This window comes from Bradyrhizobium sp. S3.12.5 (genome assembly GCF_040548225.1).
GTDB lineage: Bacteria > Pseudomonadota > Alphaproteobacteria > Rhizobiales > Xanthobacteraceae > Bradyrhizobium > Bradyrhizobium cytisi.
On record NZ_JBEPRF010000017.1, the window covers coordinates 135,937 to 153,923 of the forward strand.

15 protein-coding genes are annotated in these 17,987 nt (G+C 64.0%); 10 read left to right on the forward strand and 5 right to left on the reverse strand.

What is annotated here, in order from left to right:
* Positions 1-31 precede the first annotated feature (31 nt).
* The 5 genes from ABIC09_RS24910 to ABIC09_RS24930 all read left to right on the forward strand — a co-directional run bounded on the left by ABIC09_RS24910 (position 32) and on the right by ABIC09_RS24930 (position 6,174).
* Positions 32-724 carry a hypothetical protein gene (locus ABIC09_RS24910; protein WP_187435410.1) on the forward strand — a complete coding sequence of 231 codons (693 nt, stop codon included), beginning with the start codon at positions 32-34 and terminating at the stop codon, positions 722-724.
* Positions 725-852: 128 nt separating this feature from the next.
* Positions 853-3,516, forward strand: coding sequence for a bifunctional diguanylate cyclase/phosphodiesterase (locus ABIC09_RS24915; RefSeq protein WP_354110917.1), 2,664 nt, complete (start codon positions 853-855; stop codon positions 3,514-3,516).
* A gap of 214 nt (positions 3,517-3,730) precedes the next feature.
* Positions 3,731-4,069: a hypothetical protein gene (locus ABIC09_RS24920; RefSeq protein ID WP_502917699.1), complete on the forward strand. Its 339-nt coding sequence runs from the start codon at positions 3,731-3,733 to the stop codon at positions 4,067-4,069.
* Between the two features lie 48 nt (positions 4,070-4,117).
* Positions 4,118-4,378 carry a hypothetical protein gene (locus ABIC09_RS24925; protein WP_187435411.1) on the forward strand — a complete coding sequence of 87 codons (261 nt, stop codon included), beginning with the start codon at positions 4,118-4,120 and terminating at the stop codon, positions 4,376-4,378.
* 98 nt (positions 4,379-4,476) lie between these two features.
* On the forward strand, positions 4,477-6,174 hold the full coding sequence (locus tag ABIC09_RS24930) for a GMC family oxidoreductase (protein WP_354110918.1): 1,698 nt from the start codon (positions 4,477-4,479) through the stop codon (positions 6,172-6,174).
* A gap of 43 nt (positions 6,175-6,217) precedes the next feature.
* Here ABIC09_RS24930 and ABIC09_RS24935 read toward each other — a convergent pair whose 3' ends face one another.
* Entirely contained in the window at positions 6,218-7,174 is a 957-nt protein-coding gene (locus ABIC09_RS24935; protein WP_354110919.1) for a hypothetical protein, read from the reverse strand.
* 45 nt (positions 7,175-7,219) lie between these two features.
* A complete protein-coding gene (locus tag ABIC09_RS24940) occupies positions 7,220-8,479 on the reverse strand; it encodes an MBL fold metallo-hydrolase (protein WP_354036301.1) in 1,260 nt (419 codons plus the stop codon).
* 229 nt (positions 8,480-8,708) lie between these two features.
* Here ABIC09_RS24940 and ABIC09_RS24945 point away from each other — a divergent pair, with 229 nt between their 5' ends.
* Entirely contained in the window at positions 8,709-9,407 is a 699-nt protein-coding gene (locus tag ABIC09_RS24945) for a metallophosphoesterase family protein (protein ID WP_354110937.1), read from the forward strand.
* Positions 9,408-9,497: 90 nt separating this feature from the next.
* On the opposite strand, the gene ABIC09_RS24950 is transcribed toward ABIC09_RS24945, so the two are convergent.
* Positions 9,498-11,597 (reverse strand): methyl-accepting chemotaxis protein, encoded by a 2,100-nt coding sequence (locus ABIC09_RS24950; protein WP_354110920.1) that lies wholly within the window; start codon positions 11,595-11,597, stop codon positions 9,498-9,500.
* A 155-nt stretch (positions 11,598-11,752) separates the two neighbouring features.
* Positions 11,753-11,875, reverse strand: a complete 123-nt coding sequence (locus tag ABIC09_RS24955; RefSeq protein WP_283812804.1) for a hypothetical protein — start codon at positions 11,873-11,875, stop codon at positions 11,753-11,755.
* Positions 11,876-12,119: 244 nt separating this feature from the next.
* On the opposite strand from ABIC09_RS24955, the gene ABIC09_RS24960 reads away from it, so the two are divergent.
* The 3 genes from ABIC09_RS24960 (at position 12,120) to ABIC09_RS24970 (ending at position 14,777) form a co-directional block, all read left to right on the forward strand.
* Positions 12,120-12,290, forward strand: coding sequence for a hypothetical protein (locus tag ABIC09_RS24960; RefSeq protein WP_187435412.1), 171 nt, complete (start codon positions 12,120-12,122; stop codon positions 12,288-12,290).
* A 170-nt stretch (positions 12,291-12,460) separates the two neighbouring features.
* Entirely contained in the window at positions 12,461-13,588 is a 1,128-nt protein-coding gene (locus ABIC09_RS24965; protein WP_354110921.1) for a lactonase family protein, read from the forward strand.
* Between the two features lie 301 nt (positions 13,589-13,889).
* The gene (locus ABIC09_RS24970; RefSeq protein ID WP_354036276.1) at positions 13,890-14,777 is read left to right on the forward strand and encodes an efflux RND transporter periplasmic adaptor subunit; all 888 of its coding nucleotides are present in this window, start codon (positions 13,890-13,892) and stop codon (positions 14,775-14,777) included.
* Between the two features lie 119 nt (positions 14,778-14,896).
* On the opposite strand, the gene ABIC09_RS24975 is transcribed toward ABIC09_RS24970, so the two are convergent.
* Positions 14,897-15,748, reverse strand: coding sequence for a caspase family protein (locus ABIC09_RS24975; RefSeq protein WP_354110922.1), 852 nt, complete (start codon positions 15,746-15,748; stop codon positions 14,897-14,899).
* 409 nt (positions 15,749-16,157) lie between these two features.
* Here ABIC09_RS24975 and ABIC09_RS24980 point away from each other — a divergent pair, with 409 nt between their 5' ends.
* On the forward strand, positions 16,158-17,885 hold the full coding sequence (locus tag ABIC09_RS24980) for a hypothetical protein (protein WP_354036278.1): 1,728 nt from the start codon (positions 16,158-16,160) through the stop codon (positions 17,883-17,885).
* The last annotated feature ends 102 nt before the right edge of the window (positions 17,886-17,987 follow it).

Consider the following 17,987-nt stretch of genomic DNA (forward strand, 5'->3'; position numbering starts at 1 on the left):
CACTGCGGCATATTTTTTGAGGATTTTTCCCGTGAACGGATTTTGCCGCTTCGCATCATTCCTGGCGCTTGCCCTGACGCTCGCCGCCGCGTCCGCGCTCGCCGCCTCCGGCCCGCCGCCGGGGTTCGTCCTCACAGACAATGCCGATCTCGCCTTCACCTCGCCCGACGGCGCCACAGGGATCGAGCAGTACATGAAGGACGCCGGGGATTTCGACGTCAAATGGCAGGTCTGGGCCCGGCGAGGAGCGCAGATGACCGAGCTGAAGCCCGAGCAGGGCTATGGCGCCGGCTTCCGCTTCAGCAGCGACTCGCAATGGCTGGTGCGGATGCAGAAGACCGGCTCGGGCGAGCAGGATCTGTTTCTCTACCATGTCGAGAACGGCGCCTTCGTAAGCGCCACCAAGAAGTCGCTGAGCGATCTCGCCTGGGATTATTTTCACAGCCGGCGCGACACGAAGAACTTGAAGCTCGACTACCACATCTCGGCCAATCTCATGAAAGGCAGCGAGGATGCCTATCGCTGGCTCGGCGTCGACTGGCCCAACAACCGCTACCTCCTGATCTCGCTGTCGGGCGAGATGGACAAGCATCCGAAGAACGTCGCCGTGAAGGGACTGGCCGACTGGAAATGCCGCTATGACCTCAAGACCGGCAAGTTCGACGTGCCGGCGATGTTCGCCAAAGGCAACGCGGAAGCGCTGCACTGGGAGATCAAGCGGTGAGGGCATTATGGTCCCTTGCGCGAACGGAACCAACCCCCTGATTCCGCTCCGATTCACATCTCACTAACCTTCGCTGGTAACGGGGTCTTGGAGGTTTTGCGGCATCCTGCATCCCACGGGAGGGCTGGATGGGCGCATCAATTCGATGGACCGCGCGACTGCGCGCGCTGCTTCGCCAATGGCGAGGCGCGCCGCTGACGTGGCTGATCGTCGGCGGCTTCGTGCTGATGGCGGCGATGGCCATCGGCACTGGGCTCACCGTCGACCGGTTCCGGCAGAACGCCATCGAGGGCGGCCGCGACAGCCTGGAAAGCTCCGTCCGTCTGCTCGCCCGCCATTTCGACCGCGAGTTCGAGGACTTTGCGGTGCTGCAGAAGAGCATCATCGCGGAACTCGAGAGCCATGGCATCGAATCCGCCGACATGTTCCGCAGCGAGATGGCGACGCTCGCCGTGCACGAGGTGCTGCGCACCAAGGCCAGCGGCTGGTCCGACGTCGCCGGCGCCAATGTGTTCGATGCCAACGGCGTGCTGATCAACTCGTCGAAGCGCTGGCCGGTCGCCGACATCTCGGTGTCCGATCGCCGCTATTTCAACCGGCTCAAGAACGATCCGGCTTCGCAGGAAGAGATCGAGGTCGTGCCCGGCCGGCTCGGCAAGGGCCCGGCGATCGTGTTCGCGCGGCGGGTGTCGGGCCCCCACGGTGAATTCTTCGGCCTGGTATCGCGGGCGATTGCGCCGGAGCAGCTTGAATCCTTCTTCGCCTCGACCGGCCTCGGCGAGGAATCCTCGATCGCGATGCACCACCAGAACGGCCAGCTGCTGGCGCGCGTTCCGCATGTCGACACCATGATCGGGCAGAACTACCGCACCGGCTCGCCGGAGCAGATGGCCGTGTTCGAGCGCAGCTTCGTCACCACGGAGCTCGCCAGCCCGATCGACGGCAAGGACCGGATCGTCGCCTCGCGCATGCTGACCGGCGAGCCGCTGGTCGTGGTCGCCACCAAATCGCTGGATGCGACGCTCGCCACCTGGCACACGCAAACCAAGTTCTTCGTCACCGTCGCCGTGCTGTCGATCGGCCTGCTCGTGCTCACGCTGTTCCTGATCTTCCGCCAGGTGACGAGGCGCGTCTCGCTGGAGAAGCAGCGGCTCGACACAGCGATGAACACGATGACGCAGGGCTTGCTCATGTTCGACCAGGACGAGCGGCTCATCGTCTGCAACCGCCGCTACATCGAGATGTATCGGCTCTCGACCGCATTGGTGAAGCCCGGCGCCCATTTCCGCGACGTGATCCAGCATCGCGCCGACACCGGCTCGTTCGACGGCGACGTCGATTCCTATTGCGACGACATCCTGAACAGCGTCGGACGCATCCAGAGCAACGTCGTCGAGACCTCCGACGGCCGCCTGATCGAGATCAAGAACCAGCCGGGTGCAGCCGGCGGCTGGCTCGCCACGCATGACGACGTCACCGAGCGCATCCGCGCCGACGAGCGCATCGCCCATATGGCGCATTACGACGCGCTGACCGACCTGCCCAACCGCGTGCTGATGCGTGGCCATCTGGAACGGCGGGTGGCGGAGCTTGCCCAAGGCAAGCCGTTTGCAATCCTCTATATCGACGTCGACGAGTTCAAGGGCGTCAACGATTCGCTCGGCCACGAGGTCGGCGACGAATTGCTGCGCCAGGTCGCCAACCGCCTGCGCGCCTGCGCCAGCGGCAACGATCTCGTGGCACGCCTCGGCGGCGACGAGTTCGCTATCATCAGGGCCGGGAGCTGCGACCAGGCCGGGCTGACCGCGCTCGCCGAACAGATCCTGGCGTCGCTGCGCATGCCGGTGGATTGCAAGGGCCAGGAGATCGCGACCGATGCCAGCATCGGCGTCGCGATCGCGCCCGACCACGGCGACAATCTCGATGATCTGCTCAAGCGCGCCGATCTCGCAATGTATGCCGCGAAATCCGAGGGCCGCGGCACCTTCCGCATCTTCGTGCCCGAATACGACGCCAAGGCCGGGCTGCGCCGCCAGCTCGAGCTCGATCTGCGCCAGGCGCTCGGGCGCGGCGAGTTCGAGGTGCACTACCAGCCGCTGGTCGATCTCTCCGCCAATGTCGTCACTGGCTGCGAGGCGCTGCTGCGCTGGCGCCATCCCGAGCGCGGCATGGTCTCGCCCGCCGACTTCATTCCGGTCGCGGAAGACACCGGCCTGATCGGCGAGATCGGCGAATGGGTCTTGAGGCAGGCCTGCACCGAGGCCGCATCCTGGCCCGGCGACATCCACATCGCTGTCAACGTCTCGCCGGTGCAATTCCGATCCAGGACACTGGCGCTGAAGGTTGCCGCAGCGCTCGCCGAGTCAGGCCTTGCGCCGGGGCGCCTCGAGCTCGAGATCACCGAAACCGTGCTGATCCGCGACGACGAGGAAGCGCTCACGGTCCTCCAGCAGCTCCGCGAGCTCGGCGTGCGCATCGCGCTCGACGATTTCGGCACCGGCTATTCGTCGCTGAGCTATCTGCCCCGCTTCCCCTTCGACAAGATCAAGATCGATCGCAGCTTCATCAGCGACATCGGCGAGCCCGAGGATTCCTCGCCGATCGTGCAGGCCGTGGTGCAAATGGCCGCCGCGCGCCACATGGCGACGACCGCGGAAGGCGTCGAGACCGAAGCCCAGCGCGAAGTGCTGCGGCAGCTCGGCTGCAGCCAGATGCAGGGCTGGCTGTTCAGCCCGGCGGTGCCGGCGGCGAAGCTGAAGCAATTGCTGTCGAAGCAGGCGGCTGCGGCCTGACCTCGGCTGCTTCGCCTGCATTGATCTGTCCGCGGCCTCCCCGAAAATAGGATCAAACGCGCCGGCTCGCGGTTATGGCCTTGCTGAGACGGCCGGAAGCTCCGGCCGGCGGGCGGTCGGCCAATCGCATCGCGCGCATCGCGGACGCTTGCGTCTCGCGCTTTGCGCAGGTGCGCAGATCGAGCGAGGCGACATGGCAATGTTGGTTTTGCGAATGGTTCTTCTTGCTGCGGCGATCGCCCTGATCGGCGCGCCCGCGGACGCGCGCGATGACGGGCGCTACGCGAACTCTCCGCTCAAGGGCTGGTTCGAGAGCCTGCACAGCAGGGGCGGCGGGCCCTGCTGCGCGGACGCCGATGGCACGGCGCTCGACGACGTCGATTGGGACACGAGCAACGGACATTACCGGGTCAGGATCCAGGGTGAGTGGATCCAGGTGCCTGACGACACCGTGATCACCGAGCCGAACCGCATCGGCCGCACCATCGTCTGGCCCTACTACGTCAACGGTCGCGCCTTGATCCGCTGCTTCATGCCGGGAAGCATGACGTGAGGCCGCAAGCCACCTTGCATTCGCGCAACCGTTTCATATCTCATCGGCATGATGAAGCTCACACTCGTCCAGGACCAGGCCATACAGGCACTGACGGCGGGCGCCGTCGGCGCCGAGACGTTCGATCGCCTGTTTGCAGGCATCCGTTTCGACAAGCTCGACGGCACGATGCTCTACGCCTTCGCCAAGGACGAGGAGATCGCGTCCGACATCGAGGACGGCTATTCGATCTATATCGCCACTGTCGCATCGCGTGTGCTGAAGCGACAGGTCGATGTCGTCGTCGTGATGCCGAAGGTTCTGCAATAGACCGCACCGACGTCGCTCACAGATCGGTCGGCGCAGGCGTGACCTCGCGATAAATCCACGCTACCCTCTTGGGACAAGAACAAGAGGAAACGCCAATCGTGTACGACTACATTATCGTGGGCGGCGGCTCGGCGGGGTCCGTGCTGGCCCACCGGCTCTCCGCCAGGAGCGCCAACAAGGTCCTGCTGTGCGAAGCCGGACAGGACACGCCTCCCGGCAGCGAGCCGGCCGAAATCAGGGACAGCTATCCCGGCACCGCCTATTTCGATCCGCGCTTCCACTGGACGGAATTGAAGGTCACGACCCAGGTCGTCAGCCACAACAATCCGAACGAAGCGCGCCCGCCCTTGCGCAAATACGAGCAGGCGCGCGTGCTCGGCGGCGGCTCCTCGATCAACGGTCAGATGGCCAATCGCGGCGCACCGACCGATTACGACGAATGGGACGCGCGGGGGGCCTCGGGCTGGACATGGGCCGACGTGCTGCCGTTCTTCAAGAAGGTCGAGCGCGACCTCGATTTCGATGGGCCGTATCACGGCAAGGACGGCCGAATTCCCGTGCGCCGAATTCCGCGCGAGCACTGGACCCGGCATTCCCAGGCATTCGCCGACGCCTTCGAGCAGGCCGGCCATCAATATCTGCCCGACCAGAACGGCGAGTTCGTCGACGGCTATTTCCCGGTGACGCATTCCAACCAGGCCGAGCAACGCGTCTCGGCCGCAATGGGCTATCTCGATCGCGACACCCGCAAGCGTACGAACCTGACGATCTCCACCAACACGCAGGTGAACGAGCTGCTGTTTGAAGGCACGCAATGCGTCGGCGTGAAGGCTGTCGTCGACGGACGCGAGCAGGAATTCCGGGGACGCGAGATCATCCTCTCCAGCGGCGCGATCCATTCGCCGGCGCATCTGTTGCGCGCCGGCATCGGCCCGGTGGGTCACCTCAAGGATATGGGCATTCCGGTCCTGATGGGGCTCGCAGGCGTCGGCCAGCGCCTGATGGATCATCCCTCGATCTCGCTATCTTCCTTCGTCCGCCGCGGCGCCCGCATGAACGAGCATACCAGGCGTCACATGCAGCTCGGCCTGCGTTATTCGTCGGGGCTGCCGGGCGTGCCGAAGGGCGACATGTTCGTGGTCCTGCTCAGCAAGTCGGCCTGGCACGCGGTCGGCGCGCAGATCGGCTCGGCGCTGACCTTCGTCAACAAGACCTATTCCGAGACTGGACAGGTCAAGCTTGCCTCGCGCGATTCCGCCGCCGAGCCGGTCGTCGAGTTCAATCTGCTGTCCGACCGGCGCGACCTCGAGCGCCTGATGAGTGGCTTCCGCAAGATGGCGGCCATTCAAATGAGCGACGCCGTGAAGGCGGTGACCGACAAGCCGTTCCCGGCCGCCTATACCGACAAGGTCCGCAAGATCGGCGTGGTCAACACCAGGAACAGGATTTTGACCGGGATCGCCGCGACCCTGATGGATGGACCCGCGGCGCTGCGCCACTATCTGATCGACAATTTCGTGGTCGAAGGCTTTACCTTCGATGACGTGATCAACGACGACGAGACGCTCGAAGCCTTCGTGCGCAAGGCCACTATCGGCGTCTGGCACGCCTCCTGCTCGTGCCGCATGGGACGGGCCGACGATCCCATGGCGGTGGTCGATGCCCAAGGCCGCGTCAAAGGCATCCAGGGCCTGCGCGTCGTCGACGCCTCGATCTTCCCGGTCGTGCCGTGCGCCAACACCAATTTTCCGGTGCTGATGTCGGCGGAGAAGATCGCAGCCGCGATGATGCAGTGATCTCAGGCGATGTCGCGGCGACAGCCAATGCGAAGATCCGAACCTAAGTTGTCGTTGCGAGGTTGAGCGGGCCTGCTGCACCGAGCTCTATCATCGGCACACGCTCTCGTTCAGCTTCGAGCTTGGCGCGGTGCTCGGTCCACGCGCGCTGGTGTTCGTTGTGCACGATCAGCCGAGCGAGATTAGCGACCGAGAGACTTTCGTGTCTCGATTGCAGGATGGCCCGTCCAAGCGGGCGCGTCTGGCCGATGGCATCGGCCGCATCTCGCAACCGCGAGAGCAATTGGGCCGCTTCTGCATATTGTTCGCTGATCCGAGCCCGGTGGCTCGGAACGGCCAGATAGTTTCGATAGATGCTCAATTGCCAGAGAACCTCCGGCATTTCATCGCGAACAAGCGCGGCCCGACAACGCAGCCGGCTGTCATCGAAGAGCTTCACTTCGCCAAAAAAGACAGTGAGTTGTCCATTGACCCGTTCGATTGAGACCAGATCCATGCGCGACGCAGTCTTCACATTGCCCCAGGCCGGCAAAGCCATTTCCAGATCGATGACGCCGTCATTTTCCGGAACGCTCAAGAGCTTATCGACAAACTTCTTCTCGTCCCCAGTATAGTCCTTGGCCGCATCAATCCACGCCTTCAGAGTCTGAATGCCTTCATAGGGGAACTCTTGCCCGCCCGGGCGAGTCAGAGTGGAGCCGGTAAGCACGACATACTCCTGCCCGACTGTCCGTCTCTCAGCCTCAGGCAGGACGTACTTTGCGTGCACGGCCAGTGTGGGCTGCTTTTGTCTGTTGAGGCCGACGCGCGCGATCGATTGTCCGAGCCGGTAGAAATTCAGATAATTGTTGCGAATGGCAAGTCGCAGCCCATGCGTGCCCGACTCTTGCCCACTTGGTCGCCACAGCATCAGCAGATCATTCCACCAACCCTCCTGCCCGGAGTTGGTCAAGCGTTTCTCGAAAGTATCGAGGTCGAATTTGCGAACGAATGAACCCATTGCCTGCCTTTGCGATCCGCCGTTGATGATCCTGTGAGAGCGGTACTACGGCTCGCGGCCAACCTCAGTCCATTCGCCGTCATTCACCAGTTTCACATTTTCGAAGAGACCTGGGAATCGATGGCGCTCGAAGGTATGGATCGGGACCAGCCATTTGGGTGCAACCGCTGCAGCAAGACGCTTCAAATCCCGCGGGCTGGCGTGCCCTGACGTATGAATGACTTCGAAAGGTATGCGACGGGCTTCACAATCTGCTCTGAGCGCCGCGCCCGGAGTGCCCTCCGCAAGATATCCGTCCCATTGCGACCAGAACAGGCTGGCCCCCGAAAGGGCATTGGCCCGATCGAGATCATCCATCATCCAGCCGCGAAACAGCATGACCGATCGCGACGCCTGCTCAGCCAATTGCTCGGGCCAAAGCCTGAATCCGCGGTAGCTGTCGACCAGCGCGGCAATTCCCCTCGCCTTCAGTTGCCGCCGCTGCCTTTCCGGAATGTAGACTGCAAGATTGGACCAGCCGGTCGAGGGCCTCGGAATGCTCTGTTGCCCGGTCGCTTTCAGGATTTCCGCCGCGTAGGCGTCGATGATGAGCGTTCGCCCGCACCGCTTGGCCGCACGGTAAACCGTAACGACCCGATCGATATTCTGCGCCGAACAGGCGACCAGCGCCACACCCGCGGTGTCCTTGAAGCGGTCGGCGAAAGTCAATTCCAAGGTATCTTCCGTCGGGAAGGTCCCGTCGTCCGGTAGACGGCCGAGGCTCGACCCCTCCATCAGCATGATATCGATGTTGCGAGGCGGGTTGCCGATCAGGGCCTCAAACAGGCTGCCCTTGCGGCCGTGCGCCCGGAGGTCGCCGGAATAGAACAGGCGTTTGCCGTCGGCCTCGATCTCCATGGCATAGGCGTCGAAGCCTGAATGATCCACCAAGCGCGGCGTGACGCTGAAAGGTCCGATTGTCATTCGTCTCGCGTGCTCGAGATGGTGAACCGCATCGAGCGCAACGGCATCTGGAACGAAATCGGTGGCCGCCCGCATGATGCTTTCGGTCGCCCTCCCCATCACAAGCGGGATTTCGCGGCTGGCCTTGGGAACGAGACCCCAGTGATCCCGGTGCCCGTGCGACAGAATGATGGCCAATGGCCGGTCCTCGCCTCCGCCCAGCCCTTCGACATCGGGTAGCGGCGTCGAGGCCAGATCCGATGCCGCAAGAGGGAGTCCGAGATCAAGAAGAATTCGATTCCCCGCGCTTTCCAGCTCAACACACGTTCCGCCGATTTCGCGCGTTCCTCGGTGGATTTTCATTCGCACTGAGTGGACCCTCGTAGGTTTGAAGCCGAACGTTCGTCGTGGCCTTGGGAGCCTGTAAGACTTGCGGATCTCGCTGCGACGCGTCCGCCTCGCAATAGTCTTCACTCCGAGGATTCAAACGAGGCTCGAAGAAATTTACTTATTATGGAATATTCCAAAAAAATATTCTGCTGGCATCAAGAGGCATTTCCTTGCCAAGTGTTCGGCTGCTCCGGAGATTGGCGTGTTGGACGATATCATCACATTTGCAATCGGTGATGTACACGGCTGCTTTGACAAGCTGGTCCGCCTTCTGGAGGCCTGCGATATGATCAAAGGCGGACGGCATGCTCGGTTTGTATTCATTGGCGACTATGTTGACCGTGGGCCGGACGCAAGAAAGGTCCTCGATGTCCTGATCGACAGGCAGGAGCGCGGAACTGATCATGTCGTCTGCTTGCGCGGCAATCACGACGACATGCTGCTACGAGCCGCCGCAAGAGAGCGGACGGATGCAGACCTGGTCAATTGGTGGGCCAATGGCGGGGAGCAGACGCTGGATAGCTATGGTGTCGGAGATCCGTGCGAGCTTCCAAAGGAACATCTTGCCTGGATCGACGCGCTTCCACTGACGTTCACGGATCGTGGCCGACTTTTTGTCCATACCGGAATTCGACCCGGTGTGCCGGTCCCGGATCAAACCGAGGATGATGTATTGTGGATCCGCGAGCCGTTCCTGTCGTCTCGTGCCAGTCACGGGGCGTTCGTCGTTCACGGACACACTCCAACTGAATCCGGCCTGCCGGACTTGCGTCCAAACCGCCTCAACATCGACACCGGTGCCTGCTTTGGGCGAGCGCTCACGGCCGCATCGTTTACCGCTGACCGGCTCCTGCCGACGCACTTCATCGACAGCGACGGAGACGCCTGGCCTGCGCGATAAGGACCTTGAACACTCGTCTCCGGGGCGAAGCGCAACACGCAACGATGCGCTGCGCAGCATCCGGCACACCGCAAGCGGAGCAGAATTGCGCTACGCCGCGCGGAGATCGCCGACGAAGCGGTCGACGTCGCGCTTGAGATCGTCCGACAGGCGCGCCAGCATCTTGGCCGAATCCAGCACTTCGCCTGCGGCGGCACCGGTCTGCCCGGCGGCTTGCGACACGCCGGAGATGTGGCGCGAGACCTCGTTGGTGCCCTGCGAGGCCTGCTGCACGTTGCGGGCGATCTCGCGCGTTGCGGCGCCCTGCTCCTCGACGGCGGCCGCGATCGCCGCCGCGATCTCGTTGACGCGCTGGATGGTGGTGCCGATCGACTGGATCGCGGTCACCGACGACTTGGTCGCGCCCTGGATCGCGGCGACCTGACCCGTGATCTCCTCGGTCGCCTTCGCGGTCTGCGTGGCGAGGTTCTTCACCTCGGATGCGACCACCGCAAAGCCACGGCCGGCGTCGCCCGCGCGCGCCGCCTCGATGGTGGCGTTGAGCGCAAGCAGGTTGGTCTGCTCAGCAATGCCGGTGATCAGCGCGACGACGTCGCCGATGCGCTGGGCGGCGTCGGCCAGCGCCTGCACCTCGGCATTGGTGCGATCGGCTTCGCTGGCGGCGGCACCGGCAATGCTGGAGGATTCCGCGACCTGACGGCTGATCTCGCTGATCGAGGCCGACAGCTCTTCCGTCGCCGCCGCAACCGTCTGAACGTTGGAGGAGGCATCGCCCGACAGGCTCGCGACCGAGGCCGCCTGGGACGAACCCTGCTCGGCGGTCGACGACATCGACTGCGCGGTGGCGTTGAGCTCGCCGGAGGCCGAGGCCAGCGTGTGCAGCGATTCCGTGACGGTCTTCTCGAACTGCTCGATCAGGCCGTCGACCGCAAGCTGGCGCCGCTCTTTCCGGCCCTGCTCCGTCGATTGCTCCTGGGCGAGGCGATCGCCGGCGATCATGTTCTCCCTGAACACCGACACCGCACGCGACATTTCTCCGATCTCATCGCCGCGCTCGATGCCCGCGAGCGCGATCGCATAGTCACGCTCGGCAAGCGAGCGCATCGCCTGCGTCAGCGTGCGGATCGGCGCGCTGACGCGGCGGTTCACCAGGATGAAGCCGAAAGCCGTAATGGCGAGCGCAACCAGCATCATCCCGCCATTGAGCGCGAGGCTCCATGTCGCCGATGTCATCTGTTGACGGGCGCGGGCGACCATTTCGGCGAGCGCGGCCTGGCCGGCCTCGACGCTATAGTTGAGAATCGCGGTATTGAGCTTGGACAGATCCTCGACCTTGATGTCGATGGTCTGGTTGTTGCTCAGCGCCTTGATGAAGCCCTGCTGGCGCTCGGTCATGGCGGCAGCCTCGCCCTGCTTCGAGCGCGCGATCACGTCGGTGAGGCTTGCCGGCGCGTCAGGGCGCGCGGCGACTTCCAGCACCTGGCTCCAGGCCTGCTTGGAGCGGCCGGTATCCTCGGCAGCGCCGACCATGTCGGCGGCACTCCAGGGCTTGCCGGCCGCAGCCGCAGCTTCAAGACGGATTGCGACGGAGCCACCGTTTGCACGCGCCGACCAGGCCGACTGCTTGATTCCCAGGAGATGATCGACCACGGGATCGGTGAGCTTGAGCGCGTTCTCGAGCTCGGCCGTCAGCGCCAGAATGGCATCGAGATAATCTTGCGCGGCTTTGCGGAACTCGTCGCCGACCCTGGCGTCACGCGTGGCCTTCGGCTGATGGATGGCGCCTTCCGCCTTGGTTCGCAACGGCACGAGTGCGTCGTGGATCGCGACCAGCTTGCTCGTGGCGGCGGCCAGGCGAGAATCGCTCACACCCGTGAGACGCTCGAGCACGTTCTTGTAGGCCGTTTCCGACAATCCCCGGTTGGTGGCGATGCGGTCATCGGCATTGGCATTGGCCGGGGCGTCCGCGACCAGACCCGACAGGAACGTTCCGCGCTCGAGCCGGAAGCCGAGCAGGGTCGCGAACAGCTGCTGGTCGGTGCTGGCGAAGCGCTCGACCTTCTGCGCCGCGCTGTTGCGCGCGATGGCGCCAAGCAGCCCGGTCGAGAGCTGCCCGACCAGGAACAGGCCGAGGACGCCGATGATGGCGCCGAGAACCGAACGAATGGAGGGATTGCCGAACAATGCCATGGGGAGCGCCGGGTCTCTGAATCTGAAAAAGATGCAGAAAAATACCGGCCTGCTCCTAAGATTTGGTTCACCAGATGCGCCTACCCCGCTGGCCAGGCGCGAGCCAGGCTCAATTTGCCCCTGTTGGAGGCGGCGACCTCAGGTCCCGTAAAAGTTCACATTCGTCGCTTTGCGGCGTGCACTTCGACGAGCTCGGCGTCCGGATGCGTGACGATGGTGGTGAACATGATGCCGCTGATGATAAGCGACCAGGCGGTGTCCCAATAAATCCAAAACACGTGCCAGCCTCCGTTTCGGTGTCCTCCACCGGCGAGACCGGGGTAACGGCGGGGCGCGGCCGCCGTTCCCACGCGATCATGCGGCGGGGATGCCTGCGACTTGAGCAGGCGAAGCGCAACCTCTCCTGAGTTTGTCAGCGAGACCTTGCGATCGGTTTAACCGGTGTGGCGCTTTGCCACGACATCGCCATACCGAAGGCCCCTGTGAACGAGTTCATAGGGTCGTCGCCGTTTGCAGTGCACGATGGCCGAACCTTCGACGGACGGATTTGGCCTGATGCGCAAGCAACTCGTCGCCTGGACCATCCTGACCTCGGCCTTGGTGGCCGTTGCCGTGTGGACCGTGCTCGGGCCACCCGACCATCCGGCCGGCCCGCATCTGCCCTCACGCGACCTGACGGCGTCGGTGCGGTAGACACGAACCAGCATCCCACTTCGCTCGAAAACGCCTTGTCTCTCGAAAGCGCCTTGCAACCGATACCATTTCGGCATCGATCAATCCCAATTGGAATTTGGTGCAACGGAACCCCAGCCGCTATCCTCTGCCGCAAAACGACAAGCCATACCGGCTCAGGAGGACGGCCCATGATCAAACCGACACGCCCCGCATCCCGCGCGGCGATCGCCACCACGCTCTTCACCGCTCTTGTCAGCGCTCTTGCCCTCGTTTCCGGAGTCCGTGCCGGCATGGCCGAATCCTTCGCCTATGTCGGCAATGCCGACAGCAACGACATCAGCGTGTTCAAGATCGCCGAGAACGGCGAGATGACGCCGGTGCAGACGGCCGCCTTCACCGGCGTCGAAAAACCGGGATCCTCGACCCCGCTCGCGATCACGCCCGACCACCGCGTGCTGATCGCCGGCGTCCGCTCGCAGCCCTTCCTCGCGGAGAGCTTTGCGATCGATCCCAAGACGGGCCTCCTCAGCCATATCGGCAACGGGCCGCTCGCCGACAGCATGGCCAACATCGCCACCGACCGCGGCGGCAAGGTGCTGTTCAGCGCCTCCTATGGCGGCAACAAGGTCGCGCTAAATCCGCTTCAAGCCAACGGCGTCGTCGGCGAGCCGAAGCACGTGATCCCGACCGGGCTGAACGCACACGCCTTGCTGCCCTCGCCCGACAACCGCTTTGTGTTCGCGACCAATCTCGGCTCCGATCAGGTGTTGAGCTTTGCGTTCGATGCCGCCGCGGGCACGCTGACGCCGAGCGATCCGCCGGCGATCAAGACGCCGGAGAAATCCGGGCCGCGGCACTTCGTGTTTCATCCCAACGGCAAGTTCGTCTATCTCATCCACGAGCTGAACGGCGACGTTGCAGCATACAGCTATGAGGCCAGGAGCGGCGCGTGGAGCGAGATCCAGCGCACGACGGCGCTCCCCGAGGGCTTCAACGGAAAACCCTGGGCCGCCGACATCCACATCACCCCCGACGGCCGCTTCCTCTACGCTTCCGAGCGCACCACCAACACGCTCACCGCCTACAAGGTCGATGCATCAAGCGGCAAGCTGACCACGATCGGCAGCGTGCCGACCGAGAAGCAGCCGCGCGGCTTCAACATCGATCCGACCGGCCGTTACCTCGCCGCGGTCGGCGAGCTGTCCGACGGCATGACGGTCTACGCCATCGACCAGACCAGCGGCGCACTCAGCAAGCTGAAATCCTACGCCACCGGCAAGAAGCCGAACTGGGTGGAGTTTTTGACGCTGAAGTGAGGTGGCGCTGCCCCTCCTCTCCTAGGGTAGCTTCTACAAGAGGCCGTCATGCCCGGGCTTGTCCCGGGCATCCACGTTCTTCGTTCCACGTGGCCAAGACGTGGATGGCCGGGACAAGCCCGGCCATGACGAGTCCGGGATGCGCGACCACCGGCGAACCTCTTTGCTTTCGCAGCGACTAAATCAACGGGCGGCTTCCTGCCGCCTGCGCTGCGGCATTTCTCATCCGGTCAGCCCATGGCCCGCCGCAATCGCTTCTGCTATCGATTGAAGCCTTCTTGGCGGCCAACCGGAATGACCGATGCGTTCATTGCCTGCGCGTTCCTCTTCCCTGACCTTCGTTACGCTCGCCGGACTGGTGCTGGTCTCCGCCCAGCCCGTGCTCGCTGCCGATGACGACGCGCCCAAGGGGCCGGCGGTCACGGTGCTGAAGGCGGCAAAGTCCTGCTTCTCCGACATCGTCGAGGCCACCGGCTCGATCATCGCGCGCGAGGAGACCTCGGTGCGGCCCGAGCGTCCCGGGCTCAAGGTGACCGAGGTGCTGGCCGAAGCCGGCGAGACCACGACGGCCGGCCAGGTGCTGGCACGGCTGGCGCTGCCCGAAGGCGGCACGCTGCAGGTCACCGCCCCCGTTGCCGGCGTCATCGCCACCTCGACCGCGCAGATCGGCAATCCCGCCTCGGCCAAGGGCGAGGCGCTGTTCACCATCGTGGCGCGCAGCGAATATGATCTCGTCGGCCTGGTTGCGACCAACGATGTCAGGAAGCTCGCGGTCAATCAGCCGACCACCGTGCGCATTGCCGGCGCCGGCGATATCGAGGGCAAGGTGCGCCGCATCGGACCGACCGTCGAGCCGAACATCCAGCAAGGCATGGTCTATATCGGCATCTCCTCGCAGAAGCGGCTGCTGCTCAATGCGAGCGGCCGCGCGCTGATCAAGACCGGGCAGAGCTGCAACGTCGCGGTGCCGCTGACGTCGGTGCAATATTCATCCGCCGGCACCGTGGTGCAGGTGATCCGCCGCAATCGCGTCGAGACCAAGCGCGTCGAGACCGGCTTGATGTCGGGCGGCAATATCGAGGTCCGCGACGGCCTCACCGAAGGCGATATCGTCGTCGCCCGTGCCGGCGCGCTGCTGCGCGAAGGCGATCCCGTGCGCCCGGTGATGGCGAGCGAAGCGGCGAAGTAGCAACGGTCTCGTAGGGTGGGCAAAGCGAAGCGTGCCCACCTCTTCTATTGAAATGTTGGAAAGATGGTGGGCACGGCGCAAGGGCGCCTTTGCCCACCCTACGAAGCTGCCGCTAGAAACTAGCCGCCGGCTTGGTTGAACTGCACGTCCTCGAGCAGCGAGGACGAAACCGTCGGGACCTGGTCGCCTTCGGAGGCGCGGGAGATGGCGACGCGGGTCTTGTTGAAGACGCTTTCGGCGCTGCTACCTTGCGCATTGAGATTGTTGAGGAGCTCGCTGACCAGCGTGCTGTGCTCGCCCTTGCCGTCGTCGACGACCTTGCCGGGCGAGGCCGAGGAGAGGATCAGCGCATTGTCGGGCGTGCCGATCGGCGCGAGGCCATGCGAATAGGAGCGGAAGCGGCGCTCATAGGGATTGCGGCGGGACGCATCGACGACGACGAGCTTGGCCTTGGCGCCCTGCTCCTTCATCATGTTGAGCACGCCCTCGATCGAGACGCCCTGGCGGCGGACGTCGCTCTCCTTCCAGATCACGGCATCGACCGGCAGCATGTAGCTCTCGCGGCCGGCCTGCACGCCGTAGCCGCCGAAGAACAGCATGACGACGGTGTCGTGCCTGATGCGGGACTTGAGGCGGTTGACGGCGCGGACCATGTCGTCCTTGCTCGCGTCCTCCACCATGTCGACGTCAAAACCGTTCTTGCGCAGCGACGAGGACAGCGCGCGCGCGTCGTTGATCGACTGCGTCAGCGGCGCGGTCGCGTCGGGATAATGACCATTGCCGATGACGAGCGCGAGACGCGAGGTCTGGCCCAGCGAGCCCGTGACCTGGTCGGTCGAAACGGCCTTGGCGGCATCGAGCGAACGCATATTCAGCGCAGCATGAGCGCCGATCGCCAGCGACACCGTGCCGATGAGGGCCGCGGCCACCGCAATCGTGCGTCGGGAAATGTCGAGCTGCCTTACATTCATCTCGGTTCATTCCTGTCAGTGCCAAAGACCGTCCATGCGCGCGCACACGGATTGAGTAGCGCGATGGCGTCTTTAGGTTTGAGGGATTGGCCGGGGGAGTGCCCCCGAATTGCGCGCAATTTGCGGCGCCGCACCAAACAAACCCTTAACCGGATATCACCGGCCCGGCAATAGATCGTCCCAAATTTGATCTAAGCCACTGAATATATTGGTTAATTACCCAAACAGATTTCTCCATTTTTGGCTCCCCGTAGCCTTCCGGGGATTGATTATGCAGCTCCCGTGCCGGGCTTTTCCGTGACGTCAGTCACATTTGTATTTCCCGCGAATCCGGGTAGCTTTTCAAAGACTTGTGGGGGACGGGTCATCGACCTGGCTCCCGTGAAAGTCCCCCGCGACCAGGTATTTCATGAGCTTTCATTATTTTGCAGGTGCCGCGTGCCGGGTGCTGACGGCGCGGAAAGACGGCCCCTCCCTTTATGACGTCTGCGATCCCGTCTTGTCGGGCCAAGCCAGCGGCGATCCGCATCTGGCGAAATTTTACAAGACCGCGCTCGGCAACCCGGCGCTGCGGGTGCTGCTGCGCCGCGCCGGCCTGAGCGATCTGCGTGACGAGGCCAAGCTGACCCGGCTGCGCGAGGCTTTGGCCCGCGCCCGCGACGATGCCGAACCCGACTGGGCGGCGGTCGGCCAGCCCATCGCCGATCTCGTCGACACCATCGCGCTCGACCATCCAAAACCGCCGCCGGTCAATTTCGTGGGCGCGATGCCGGCACAATCGCAGATCGACGGCGTGATCCGCGACTGCGCGCAGCATCTGCTCGGCTCGTACCGCAACAACGGTTTCCTGCCGACCTATGCCGCCTTCAACCTGATCGGCGATCCCGATTTTCGCGGCCGCGAGCTGATCATGGCGCTCAGCGGGCTGAACGCGCGTGGCTACAAGAATTCATCGCTGCTGTTCAACCTCGCCCGCGTCTTCATCGCGCGCTCGCCCGCGCGCGCCGTGGTCAATCCACCCTGGCGAGGAATCGCCGAGCCGATGTGGGAGCCGGTGCAGATCCGCCACCGCTCGGCCTATTACGATGCGTTCTTCATCGAGGCGCTGCTCGGCTATGTCGAAACGGGGCTCGCCTCGCCGGCCGACAAGACTGCAGCCGAGCGCGCCATCGCCGACATGGTCGATTTCTGCGTCAACATCAGCCGCGAGCAGGTCGAGGGCAGCGGCGGCCAGCGCTTCAACGTCATCACGGCGCTGGCACCGGCGCCGCATCCGCGCTTTTCGCGCTATTTCGCCCAGATCAAGCAGGACCTTGGCTTCGGCGTCTATGTGCCGGATTGCGACACCACGGCGTGCTCGATTTCGGCGGCGACGCAGGCCGGCTGCACCGATCCGATCATCGACCAGCCGCTGCTGGATTTCTACGCGGGCTATCAGGTGCATGCCGGTGTCAACGAGCCGCGCGTGACGGTGCCGCTCAACGACAATATCGACTACGAAGGCGGCGTTGCGACCTGGATCGACAACCTCAAGGGCGAGCGTCCTTACGGCAACGATCTCGACCCGACGCTCAATCTCGACATTCTCGAGGTGAGCTTTCGCAATCTGGCGCGCTGGAGGATTCTGGAGACACCGGCGCGGCTCGCGACCGTGCATCGCATCATCGGCTTCCAGAAGCGGCTGGCGGCGAGCGGTGCCTTCGCCAATCCGCGCTCGCACATCTATTATCTGCCGGAGCTCTACAGCGCCTATTTCGGCCGCTGCTATGCGGCCTTCCTGGCGCTGCCGCTGGCAGCCCAGGCTGCGATCGATCCCGACGGCGATTTCGATTTCATCCGCCATCGCGTGCTTTCCTACGTCAAGGGCGAGCTGATGGCGGCCGAGATGAACGTGTTCGACGCGGCACTGGCGCTGATCGCGCTCGGCCATCTCGGCGCCGACCCGCGCGCGTTCGCGCCGGCTCTGAACGTGATCGTCAACGCCATCGGCGAAGGCGGCCGCCGCGGCCCGTTCCGCGCCTATGAATGGAACAAGATGAAGACCCCGACGCGGATTTTGGTCGGCGGCCCGGAGGTGACGTCGGCGTTTGTGTTGATGGGGCTGGCGGTGGCGCGGCGGCGAATGGTGCGGGGGTAACACGCACTCCATCCGTGCCCCGGACGCAGCGCAGCGCCTCTTCGGCGGTGCGCTGCAGAGCCGGGGCCCACGACACCGGTACGCTCCCCCGCGATTTTCTGG

What these genes read in the sequence shown, in the direction of transcription:
- ABIC09_RS24970 (WP_354036276.1), top strand. Translation starts at nt 13,890, where the DNA reads ATGCGTTCATTGCCTGCGCGTTCCTCTTCCCTGACCTTCGTTACGCTC.
- ABIC09_RS24940 (WP_354036301.1), bottom strand. Translation starts at nt 8,479, where the DNA reads ATGAAAATCCACCGAGGAACGCGCGAAATCGGCGGAACGTGTGTTGAG.
- ABIC09_RS24980 (WP_354036278.1), top strand. Translation starts at nt 16,158, where the DNA reads ATGAGCTTTCATTATTTTGCAGGTGCCGCGTGCCGGGTGCTGACGGCG.
- ABIC09_RS24960 (WP_187435412.1), top strand. Translation starts at nt 12,120, where the DNA reads ATGGCCGAACCTTCGACGGACGGATTTGGCCTGATGCGCAAGCAACTC.
- ABIC09_RS24935 (WP_354110919.1), bottom strand. Translation starts at nt 7,174, where the DNA reads ATGGGTTCATTCGTTCGCAAATTCGACCTCGATACTTTCGAGAAACGC.
- ABIC09_RS24965 (WP_354110921.1), top strand. Translation starts at nt 12,461, where the DNA reads ATGATCAAACCGACACGCCCCGCATCCCGCGCGGCGATCGCCACCACG.
- ABIC09_RS24950 (WP_354110920.1), bottom strand. Translation starts at nt 11,597, where the DNA reads ATGGCATTGTTCGGCAATCCCTCCATTCGTTCGGTTCTCGGCGCCATC.
- ABIC09_RS24975 (WP_354110922.1), bottom strand. Translation starts at nt 15,748, where the DNA reads ATGAATGTAAGGCAGCTCGACATTTCCCGACGCACGATTGCGGTGGCC.
- ABIC09_RS24915 (WP_354110917.1), top strand. Translation starts at nt 853, where the DNA reads ATGGGCGCATCAATTCGATGGACCGCGCGACTGCGCGCGCTGCTTCGC.
- ABIC09_RS24925 (WP_187435411.1), top strand. Translation starts at nt 4,118, where the DNA reads ATGATGAAGCTCACACTCGTCCAGGACCAGGCCATACAGGCACTGACG.
- ABIC09_RS24920 (WP_502917699.1), top strand. Translation starts at nt 3,731, where the DNA reads ATGGTTCTTCTTGCTGCGGCGATCGCCCTGATCGGCGCGCCCGCGGAC.